Annotated in this window: 7 protein-coding genes; all 7 read left to right on the top strand. The window is 45.4% G+C overall.

Annotation, left to right across the window (positions count from 1 at the left end; translation table 11 throughout):
* Window positions 1-2026, top strand: a 2026-nt coding sequence (locus ACKI5J_RS05785) for a family 78 glycoside hydrolase catalytic domain (protein WP_407427438.1), incomplete at its 5' end; no start/stop codon positions are given.
* Between the two features lies 1 nt (window position 2027).
* Window positions 2028-3170, top strand: a complete 1143-nt coding sequence (locus ACKI5J_RS05780; RefSeq protein ID WP_407427436.1) for an exo-alpha-sialidase — start codon at window positions 2028-2030, stop codon at window positions 3168-3170.
* Between the two features lie 7 nt (window positions 3171-3177).
* The gene (locus ACKI5J_RS05775) at window positions 3178-4572 is read left to right on the top strand and encodes an alpha/beta hydrolase family protein (protein ID WP_407427434.1); all 1395 of its coding nucleotides are present in this window, start codon (window positions 3178-3180) and stop codon (window positions 4570-4572) included.
* A gap of 25 nt (window positions 4573-4597) precedes the next feature.
* Window positions 4598-5527, top strand: coding sequence for a sugar phosphate isomerase/epimerase family protein (locus ACKI5J_RS05770; RefSeq protein ID WP_407427432.1), 930 nt, complete (start codon window positions 4598-4600; stop codon window positions 5525-5527).
* A gap of 114 nt (window positions 5528-5641) precedes the next feature.
* Window positions 5642-8413, top strand: a complete 2772-nt coding sequence (locus tag ACKI5J_RS05765; RefSeq protein WP_407427430.1) for a family 78 glycoside hydrolase catalytic domain — start codon at window positions 5642-5644, stop codon at window positions 8411-8413.
* 14 nt (window positions 8414-8427) lie between these two features.
* Window positions 8428-9543, top strand: a complete 1116-nt coding sequence (locus ACKI5J_RS05760; protein ID WP_407427428.1) for a glycosylase — start codon at window positions 8428-8430, stop codon at window positions 9541-9543.
* An 85-nt stretch (window positions 9544-9628) separates the two neighbouring features.
* Window positions 9629-11809: an alpha-L-rhamnosidase C-terminal domain-containing protein gene (locus ACKI5J_RS05755; protein WP_407427426.1), complete on the top strand. Its 2181-nt coding sequence runs from the start codon at window positions 9629-9631 to the stop codon at window positions 11807-11809.

The following is an 11809-nucleotide window of genomic DNA, read 5'->3' as shown; positions in this document are numbered from 1 at the left end:
CACCATGAGGCAAAGTTACAAGCCTTATAAGATTAAGACCTTTGGATACCCGAAGATGCTTCTGAATCTTGAGGTGACTTATACGGACGGAAGCTCTGAAACGATCACCACTGACGATACCTGGAAGGTGACGGCTGATGGTCCGATTCGCTCTAACAATGAATATGACGGCGAAGAGTATGACGCCAGGAAGGAGATGCCTGGTTGGAACCGGCCTGGATTTAACGACACGAAATGGCTTCAGGCGGAATATGTTCAGGAACCGGGAGGCATGTACGAGGCGCAGATGACTCCGAATATGCGGATCATGTCGACAGTGAAACCTGTGAGCATCAAGTTTTTGAAGCCGGGTGTTTACATTATGGACATGGGTCAGAACATGGCTGGCTGGGTGAAAATGCGTGTGAAAGGTAATAGAGGAACTGCAGTTTCGCTTCGTTTTGCGGAAACTCTACAGAAAGACGGGGAGCTTTTCCTGGACAACATGAGAGATGCGAAGGTGAATGACCTTTACATCCTTAAAGGCGAAGGTGTGGAGACCTGGCAGCCTTCTTTCGTTTATCATGGCTTCCGCTACGTCGAAATCAAGGGATACCCGGGTATTCCGAAAGTGGAAGATTTTGAAGGCGAAGTGATCTATGATGAGATGAAGACGGTAGGAAGCTTTGAGACTTCGGATCGTACCATCAATCAGGTATATAACAACGCTTATTGGGGTATTTTAGGGAACTACAAGGGCATGCCTGTAGATTGCCCACAGAGAAACGAGAGACAGCCCTGGTTGGGTGACAGAAAAACGGGCGCCTATGGCGAAAGTTTTATATTTAATAACGGCCGTCTGTATGCGAAGTGGTTGGACGATATTCAGCAGGCGCAAAAGGCGGATGGTAGTATCCCGGATGTAGCTCCGGCCTTCTGGAGGTACTATGGCGATAATACGACCTGGCCTGGAACGTACATTGCAGTCGCAGATATGCTGCTTCATCAATATGGCGACGTCCGGTCTGTGGAACGCCACTATGAGTCCATGAAAAAGTGGATCGTTTACATGAGCGAAAGGTACATGGAGAACGATCTGATGACTAAGGATAAATACGGCGATTGGTGTGTTCCTCCTGAATCGAAGGAAATGATTCACTCGAGAGACCCAAAGAGGCAGACGGATGGTGTTTTGATTGCAACGGCGACTTTCTATGATCTGTTGAGAAAGATGGAGAAGTTTGCTTCTATCGTGGACCAAGCTGAAGACGCGAGCCGTTACAAAGTGCTTGCAGAGAGACTTAAGGCGGCTTTCAATGATAAATTCCTTGACAAGACCACTTTCCAGTATGGAAACAATACGGTTACCGCTAACCTTCTGCCGCTGTATTACGATATGGTTCCTGCAGATGTGAAAGCGAAGGTTTTCAACAATATCGAGGAGAAGATCCTGGTAGAAAACAAGGGACACATCAGCACCGGAGTTATAGGAACGCAAATGCTGATGAGAGGACTGACCGAGAACGGAAGATCTGATATTGCTTTTAAGATAGCGACTAACCGTGACTACCCGAGCTGGGGATATATGGTGGAAAATGGCGCGACGACGATCTGGGAGTTATGGAATGGCAATACTGCCAGTCCGAAAATGAACTCTCAAAATCATGTTATGTTATTGGGAGACCTCATCGTTTGGTATTATGAGAACTTAGCAGGAATCAAGTCAGCCGACGGATCGGCCTTTAAGCAAATGGTGATGAATCCAACCTTACCTGAAGGATTAAACGCTGTTAAGGGATCCTATTATTCCGCTTATGGCCGGGTTGTTAGTAACTGGACCAGAAATGCGAGGTCTTTTAACTGGGAAGTTGAAGTGCCGGTTAATACGACTGCACTTATTTCTATTCCGGCAAAATCGGGTAAAGACGTGAAAGAAGCCGGAAAGGCAGTTTCCGGTTCTAAAGGAGTAAAATTCATTAAAATGGAAGGCGGCCGTGCCGTTTTTGAAATTGGATCAGGACAATACAAGTTTACAAGCAACTTATAAAATGAAGATTAAAGGAATAAGCACACTGTTATTTTTTCTGTGTTCTGCGTTTGCAATATCAGCCAATGCGCAAAGCGGGAAGTGGAGAAACGGAATTGTTAAAGACGAATTCATATATGAGAAAGCACCCTTTCCATCATGTCATTCGGCTACTATTGTAGAAACGCCGAAAGGTTTGGTGTATGCTTTCTTCGGAGGCACAAGAGAGCGTGATCCGGATGTGGAAATTTACGTATCCAGACACGTAGATGGTAAATGGACCGCTCCGGCATCTGCCGCACATGGTATTCAGCCTGACGGTAAGCGCCTACCTACATGGAACCCTGTATTATATCAGGTAGAAGGTGGTGACCTTCTCTTATTTTACAAAGTTGGTCCAAAGCCATCTGAGTGGTGGGGGATGTTAAAAACGTCAAAAGACGGTGGTGCGACCTGGTCTGATGCCCAGAAATTACCTGAAGGATACTTAGGTCCCGTTAAGAACAAACCTATCCTTTTAAGCAACGGAAACCTTTTTTGTCCAACCAGTACAGAGGGTAACGGATGGAGGATACATTTTGAGGTAACTCCCGACTTTGGTAAGACCTGGCGAAAAATAGGCCCGCTGGATCCTGGAAAAGACACACTTGATGCTATTCAGCCAAGTATTCTGGATCACGGGAACGGTAAATTGCAGATTCTGGCACGGAGCAGAAACAGGGCGCTGGTTGAAGCATGGTCAAACGACAATGGTGAAACGTGGACGCCTCTGGCTAAGACCAGCTTGCCTAACAACAACTCTGGTACAGACGCTGTAACAACTAAAGATGGAATGCATGTATTGGTGTATAACCATGTGCTGCCTCCGGGTAAGCTTGCTAAAGGAGCTAGAACTCCTTTGAATGTTGCGGTTTCTAAAGACGGCAAGAATTGGAAGGCTGCGTTAATTCTGGAAGATTCGCCTATTAGCCAATACTCATATCCTGCTGTAATCCAAACTTCTGACGGAATGCTTCATTTCGCCTATACATGGAGAAGGGAGAAGATGAAGCACGTGGTGGTAGATCCTTCCAGGCTTAAGACTAAGAAGATTAAAAAGGGCAAATGGCCCGCACTTAAGGGATATGTTGCACCTGTAGGAGCTGAGGCTCGTGAAGATTTGTAAATAGCATATGTCGGGTATCAAAACATATAGTTTATTGTTCGCTTTGTTCTGCTCTAGCCTTGTGGGCAGAGCGCAGAATTCAGATGACCAGTATCGCAAGCCTCTGCAGACGGTGCTGGACGATATTCAGAAGCGCTTTAATGTAACCATCAAGGCAGATCAGGCGCTTGTAAAAGACAAGTGGGTAACTTATGCCGATTGGCGTATTCGCACTGATGTAGATGTTACCCTTAACCATGTATTGTCGCCTCTTGACTTAAAAGTTAACAAAGAAGGTCCGGGTAAGTACAAGTTGAAAAATTTCGAATACCACAGGTGGGAGGTTGAGGATGGATGGAAGCGTCTGGACAAGATCGCTTCGTCTTATCATGATGTTGCTACCTGGGCTCAGCGTAAGGTTTTCTTAAAACAAGAGCTGTATGCGGCATTGGGTCTGGCGAACTTACCTCCGAGGCCATTGTCAAAACCTATCGTTACCCCTAAGCGGGTGATGAGTGGCTATACTGTTCAAAATATAGCTATCGAAATTTTACCGGGAGTGTTTGTGAACGGTTCGCTATATAGTCCGGCAAAATTTAAAGGTAAGATTCCGGTGATATTGAGTCCTGACGGTCATTGGGGCGGTCATCGCTTCAGGAAGGATGCTCAGCTTCGCTGCGCAGCTATTGCTAAGATGGGAGCCATGGCATTTAGCTATGACCTCTTCGCCTGGGGAGAATCACGCTTGCAATTCGCGAGCGAGGATCACCGACGGAGTCTTGCGGTGACGATACAGGCATTGGGCGGAATACGGATTCTGGACTACCTGCTGAGCCTTGACGGCGTTGATAAAAAGCGAGTCGGCATTAGCGGCGGGTCAGGCGGAGGTAGTCATACCACCCTGATGACTGCATTGGATGATCGGATTACGCTTGCAGCTCCTGTTGTATCGCTTTCTTCGTACCACTTTGGTGGATGTCCATGTGAAAGTGGAATGCCGATTCATCAATCTGGAGGGGGAACCAATAATGTAGAATTAGCCGCCATGGCTGCACCGCGGCCGCAGCTTGTTGTGTCGGACGGCAAAGATTGGACAGACCGGATGCCGGAGCACGACTTTCCATACCTGAAGAAGATCTATAGATATTACGGAAGGGCTGAAAATGTTGAGAACGTGCACCTGCCTGATGAAGGTCATGATTTTGGTATCTCTAAAAGAAAAGCACTATATGCCTTTCTTGCCAAACATTTTCATATGAACCTGCAAGCTGTTCAGTTCGTTGATGGTCAGGAAAGTGGTGTGACCATCGAGCCGGAAAAGGCCCTTTATGTTTTTGGTGATCATGGTGAAAAGCTACCGGCACATGCCGTAAAAGGTTTTGAAAACTTGGAGAAGGTGTTTAATGCCCAGACAAAAAGATAGTTAGTAGTAATTCGAGCAAATAGAAATGGAAAACAACGGAGAGAAGATACAACGAAGAAAGTTTTTGGCACAGACAGGCTTAGCGCTTGCAGGAACTCTTTTGCTGCCGAGAATATTGCGGGCGGAAACAGATATGGCTGAGCTTTTTGCGGCCGGTTCCTCCCGCTATAAGGTTGCTGTTGTTGATCTTATGATCCTGAAAAGGCAGAAGCTCAGCGCTATAGCGTTGGCGAAGGAGATTGGTGCTGATGGATTGGAGATAGATATGGGCGGACTTGGAAAGCGCGAAACGTTTGACAACAAACTGGCTGATCCGGCTATGCGAAATGAGTTCCTGGCGCAGGCTAAGGCTTTGAATATTGAGATATGCTCCCTGGCGATGACGGGTTTTTACGCGCAATCGCTCGCTACCCGGCCGACCTATAAACGAATGATTCAGGATTGTATCGACACGATGGTCGCGATGAAAGTCAAAGTTGGATTTCTACCTCTTGGGGTACAGGGCGATCTTGTGAAGAATCCGGAATTGCGTCCTGCCCTGGTGGAGCGGCTAAAGGTTGCCGGTAAAATGGCAAAGAAGGCGGGAGTCGTAATCGGTATTGAAACTGCGCTTGATGCCAGTCTGGAACTTAAGTTGTTAAAAGATATCGGATCAAAGAATGTGAAGTCCTATTTTAATTTTTCGAATGCTCTGAAAAATAACCGTGATTTGAACAGTGAACTCAAAATCCTCGGAAAGAAAAATATCTGCCAGATTCACTGTACTGATGATGACGGTGTATGGCTGGAGAACAATCCCAGGATAGATATGAAGCAAGTCAAGGCTACGCTTGACAATATGGGTTGGAGTGGTTGGCTTGTAGTTGAGCGTTCAAGGGATGCTAACGACCCGAGGAACGTCAAACGGAACTTCTCCGCGAATACGGCTTACGTCAAGTCTGTGTTCCAAAATTAATTCTGTAATATAATTGTTGAAGATAACATCATACAATATATAGCCAACTTCTTATAACAATAAGCTGCATGCTTAGAGTATTTTTGTGTTCTGACCAGAATACTTAGATAAATTATGCACAAACTAGCAGTTGTTATTTGCCTGTTCTTTTTTACAGCGCAGGTTATTGGAAAGGATCTGGAAGCGGGTAATCTTCGTACTGAATACAAAACAAATCCCCTGGGTTTGGACATGAAGGCGCCACGCTTTAGCTGGGAGCTTCTATCTTCAGCACGGAACGTTTCTCAAACTGCTTATCATATTTTGGTATCCGATAGTGAGTCGGCTCTTGAAGAAAATATCGGCAATATCTGGGATAGCCAGCTTGTCCGTTCTGGCACCTCCATACAGGTTGCCTATAAAGGGAAGCCGCTAGTTTCTGCGCAACGCTACTATTGGAAAGTCAAAGTATCAGATAACAAAGGAAATCATTCACCCTGGAGTGAGCCGGCCATGTGGCAAATGGGATTGCTCCTCCCTGCTGACTGGATGAACGCGAAGTGGATAGCTTACGATAAAATCCCTGATTCTCTGGCAAATCCGCTGGTTTCTGATGCCAAGAAAGATAAAACCAATGATAACAACATATTACCCTTATTAAGGAAAGACTTCCGGGTCAGGAAGCAGGTTAAAAAAGCGACTGCATTTATCTCCGGACTGGGGCATTTTGAGCTGAGCCTGAACGGAAAGAAAGTGGGAGAGAATTTTCTTGATCCAGGCTGGACCAAATACGACAAGCAGGCGCTGTATGTTACCTTTGATGTCACCGAAAACTTAAAAAAAGGCGACAACGCGCTAGGAGTGATGTTAGGTAACGGATTTTACTATGTTCCTCCGGTGAGGAAGCGATTCAGGAAGTTGAAGTCGGCTTTTGGTTATCCGAAAATGATCTGCCGGGTTGCCATCGAATATGCAGACGGTACGTCTGAAAACGTGATAAGTGATGCATCATGGAAGACAGCCAAAAGTCCGGTCATTTTTACCAGTATTTATGGAGGGGAAGACTATGATGCTACTCTTGAGCAAAAAGGCTGGGACTCACCTGGATTTAAGGCTAAATCATGGAAACCGGTGGTCGTTGTAGACGGTCCTCCCGTACTTGATCCGCAGATGGCTGAGCCCGTGAAAATTATGGAAAGGTTCTCGCCTGTTAAAATAACTCATCCCGGGTCGGGCAAATGGGTCTATGACATGGGGCAAAATGCTTCTGCTGTTCCTTACATTCAGGTAAGAGGAAAAAAAGGAGATACGGTGCGTATTTCGCCGGGCGAATTGCTAAAGCCAGACGGAACTGTCAATCAAAAGGCAACAGGCAGTCCGCATTATTATGAATATATTTTAAAAGGTGACGGTTTGGAAACCTGGCATCCGCGTTTTACTTATTACGGTTTCCGTTATCTGGAAGTCAGCGGAGCGATACCATCCGGAAAACCCAATGATTCGGGTCTGCCGAGTATAGAATCCTTGCAAAGTCTTCACATCCGGAACTCTGCAGCTACAGTGGGGCAATTTTCCTCATCGTCTGACCTGTTTAACAAGACCCATCGACTGATAGACTGGGCCATGAAGAGTAATATGATGAGCGTGTTGACAGATTGTCCGCACCGTGAAAAGCTCGGCTGGCTGGAACAGGTTCATTTAATGGGTAGTTCGGTTATGTACAATTATGATGTGCTGAACCTTTACAGAAAGACGGCTGAGGATATCCGTTATTCGCAGACGAGCGACGGTTTGGTTCCTGAAATCGCACCAGAATTTGTGACCTTTTCATGGGGAGGAACGATGTTCAGAGATTCACCTGAATGGGGAAGTACCAGTATAATAGCTCCCTGGTACGCTTATCATTGGTATGGCGATGAGCGGATCCTGGAAGATAATTATGATGTCATGAAGCGTTATATAGGTTACCTTAAAGGTCAGGCTAAGGGGTATATTTTGTCCCAGGGACTGGGCGACTGGTTTGACCTCGGTCCGAACAGGCCCGGCGTATCGCAGCTAACGCCAATGGGAGTGACTGGTACGGCGATCTTCTACTACGATCTGGGCATTATCAGCAAAATAGCCCGGAAGATTGGAAAGCATCAGGATGCTGCCGAATACGATGCCTTAGCGGCATTAGTTAAAGAAGCCTTCAATGAGAAATTTTTCAATAAAGAAACAAAGCAGTATGCGACTGCCAGTCAGACTGCAAACGCGATGGCTATCTATATGAATCTGGTAGATCCAAAAGATAAGGACGCCGTTCTCGCGAATATCATTAAGGATATCAGGGATCGGAATAACGGTCTTACAGCGGGCGATATCGGTTACAGATATGTTCTTCGGGTATTGGAAGAAGCAGGTCGTTCAGATGTGATATATGATATGAACAGCCGTTCAGATGTACCAGGTTACGGGTATCAGTTGGCAAAGGGAGCAACGGCCTTAACAGAATCCTGGCAGGCACTGGAAAATGTGTCGAATAATCACTTTATGCTTGGCCATTTAATGGAATGGTTATATAGCGGGTTGGCGGGTATCCGCTCCGCAGAAGGAAGCGTTGCTTATAAAGACATCGTGATTCATCCTGAGCCGGTAGGTGACCTTACGAGTGCAAGAGGGGAATTTGCTTCTCCGTACGGTAAGATTAAAAGCAGCTGGATAAAAAAAGCCAACGGTTTTGAACTGAGCGTTCAGATTCCATCAAATACATCCGCCACTATTTACCTACCTGCTTCTTCAGGCAGCACCATAAAGGAAAACGGGAAGATTATCCAGGGCGGGAAGGAATTTCGTAATATAAGGTTTGAAAAGAACAGAGCAGCGATTTCAGTAGGCTCAGGGTCTTATTTGTTTAGTGTTCAATAATTTAGATGATATTCATGAATATTAGAAACGTATTGCTTGTTTCTCTCTGTGCATTAGGATTTACAGGTGTAGCAAATGCTCAAGGGGACAAGAAAGTCGTGTCGGATGAGCAGATGCGTGCAGTTTATAATGAAATTAAGACGCCCCATAAATACGGCCTGGTAATGGTTCCGCCGGATGATTCGGAAAAGATGGATTGCCCGAGTGTATTTAAGAAAGGAAATAAGTGGTATATGACTTATCTGATCTACGGTGGACGGGGATATGAAACCTGGCTCGCAGAAAGCAAGAATTTGCTGGATTGGAAAGTCAAAGGTAGAATAATGTCTTTTTCTGATAGTACAGACTGGGATGTGAACCAGAAGGCAGGCTATGTAGCCTTGCAAGATCCGAAGTGGGGAGGAAATTATAAATGGAAATCATTTAAAGGCAAGCACTGGATGTCTTACTTTGGTGGAAATTCCAAGGGATATGAAGCAGGTGTGCTTTCCATTGGAATAGCACATACTAAGAAAGACCCAACAACTGTTCATGAGTGGGAACGGTTGGATAAACCAGTTTTGACGCCACATGATAAGGACGTGAGATGGTGGGAGAACAGCACCATGTATAAGACTTCGGTTTTGTATGATAAATCAAAAAGTACAGGTGCTCCATTTGTTATGTATTACAATGCAAGGGGGGACAGCTTGAAGCCTCACCGGGGCAGTGAGCGTATCGGAATGGCTTTGTCTGATGATATGATCAACTGGAGACGTTTTCAAAAAGACCCCGTATTAGGGAAGTTCAATAAAGGCATCACTGGTGACGCGGTTGTTCAGAAGATGGGCGACTTGTGGGTGATGTTTTACTTCGGAGCATTTTGGGAAGGCACAAAAGGAGCGTTCAATCGCTTTGCCTGCTCGTATGATCTGGTGAACTGGACAGATTGGAAAGGCGAAAACCTGATTGAGCCATCTACGCCATATGACGAACTGTTTGCTCATAAATCGTTTGTCGTAAAACACAAAGGCGTGGTATATCACTTCTATTGCGCCGTGAATAAGAAGGACCAGCGGGGTATAGCGGTAGCAACATCCGTAGACAAGGGACTTAGCAAGTTAAATTTCGTCCAGTCTCCCAAACAATAAACGATAAGTACTTGCAGGTAGCCCTTGAGTAGCTTCATTGAAACGAACAAACCATTATATAACGCTTAATTTATTTGAATAGGTTATGAACAAATACAGAAACATCAGCAAGGCATTTTTAGTCTTCTGTTTATTCTCGTTATTATCCACAGGGAGCTTTGCTCAAAACAAGGCGACCTGGATTTGGTATCCGGGAGACTTTGAGATATGGCTGAGCAATGATATGCAGAACCGCCGTACGGAGAGGGGAACATTCTTTCCTCCTTTCTGGAGACAGGATAGTCATTACGTGCTTATAGACTTTCATAAGGTTTTTGACCTAAAAGAAGCTGAAGAGGTAGAGATCAGGGCTGAAGGACAATATAATGTAAAACTTGACGGGAAGATGATCAGCGGTTATCCGAAGAAAATTACTATTCCTGCCGGTAAGCATAAATTAAACTTAAAAGTTCATAACCAGCAGAAGGTACCTTCTATCTATGTAAAGGGGAAGACAGTTGTATCTGACTCCAGCTGGTTGGTAACGTTTGAAGACAAGGAATGGATAGATGAAACCGGAAAAGCATCCGACCAGTCGGGCACTACCTGGTTACAGGCGGGGTCATGGAATTTTGATGATTCGGCACTTCCTCCTTCTACTTTTAAGTTGAACACCCGGCCACAGTATGCTGTGTCATCAAAAAGGACAGGAAACAACCTGTTGATCGATTTCGGAAAAGAGACGTTCGGCTTCGTTAAGCTTCATGGTCTAAAGGGCAAGGGTAAAGCGAATCTTTATTACGGTGAGTCCAAAGAAGAGGCTCTGGCTACCGAGACTTGTGAAACAATGGATAACCTTGATATTAATAAGTCTGTAGCTGGGGATTCACTTATCAACCTGTCGAAAGCATTCCGTTTCGTGAATATACAACTCGATCAGGGTGTGAGTATCGACTCTGCGTCTATGCTCTATGAGTATCTTCCGGTAGCTGACCGGGGTAAGTTTAGATCTTCGGACGCGCAGTTGAACAAGATCTGGGATATATCCAAATACACCATGGAGCTGACCACGCGTGAGTTTTTTATTGATGGTATTAAGCGCGACAGATGGATATGGTCAGGGGACGCTTATCAAAGCTACCTGATGAATTATTACCTGGCATTTGATTCACGGTCTGTGACGCGTACGACCCTGGCTCTGAGAGGCAAGGAACCCGTCAGTAGCCATATTAATACCATCATGGACTATACGTTCTATTGGTTCCTGGGTGTGCATGACTATTATAAGTATACAGGGGATAAGGAGTTTGTGACTCAGCTTTATCCGCGAATGAAAAGCCTTATCGACTATTGTCTTTCACGCAGAAATGCTAATGGCATGATGGAGGGTTTAGCAGGCGACTGGGTATTCATTGACTGGGCGGAGAAATTGAGCAAGCAGGGTGAGGTAAGTTTCGAGCAGCTGTTATTCTGCAGGAGTCTGGAAACAATGGCGCTATGTGCAGATCTTGCGGATGATGCCTCAGGAGCGGCTAACTATCGGAAGATGGCAGCAGACCTGAAGACCAAAATTTTTGATGCGTACTGGAGCGACGAAAAGAAAGCGCTCGTGCACAGCCGGGTGAATGGTGTCCAATCAGATAATGTGACGCGTTATGCGAATATGTTCGGGATCTTCTTCGATTACTTCAATGAAGAGCAGAAGCAGCAGGTGAAGCAAAGTGTTCTCTTGAATGATAAAGTTCAGAAAATTGTGACGCCTTATATGCGTTTCTATGAGTTGGAAGCATTATGTGCGATGGGCGAGCAGGATTACGTATTGAAGGAGATAAAAGATTATTGGGGAGGAATGCTTGATCTGGGAGCTACCTCGTTTTGGGAGGAATATAACCCTGACAAGAAGGGTGCAGAGCATTATGCTATGTACGGACGCGAGTTCGGAAAGAGTTTATGCCATGCCTGGGGCGCAAGTCCGATTTACCTGATGGGTAAGTATTACTTAGGCGTACAACCCTTGACAGCAGGTTATGAAACTTACTCTATCCAACCCGTCTTAGGTGGGTTGAAGTGGATGGAGGGATCAGTGCCGACTCCTGGAGGCGATATCAAGATCTATTGCAGTACTAATGAGATAAAAGTAAATTCTCCTGTAGGAACAGGGGTTCTAAAGATAAAAAGCCGTACCAAACCTGTGTGTAAAAATGCAGCTGTGGTATCAAAAGGAAATGGACTTTATGAGATAACTCTCAAAAAAGGCCAGGATTATAAAATTGCGTATAAACTTTAA

Source organism: Arcticibacter sp. (assembly GCF_045629565.1).
Lineage (GTDB): Bacteria > Bacteroidota > Bacteroidia > Sphingobacteriales > Sphingobacteriaceae > Arcticibacter.
This window is presented reverse-complemented; position numbering and strand designations above follow the sequence as displayed.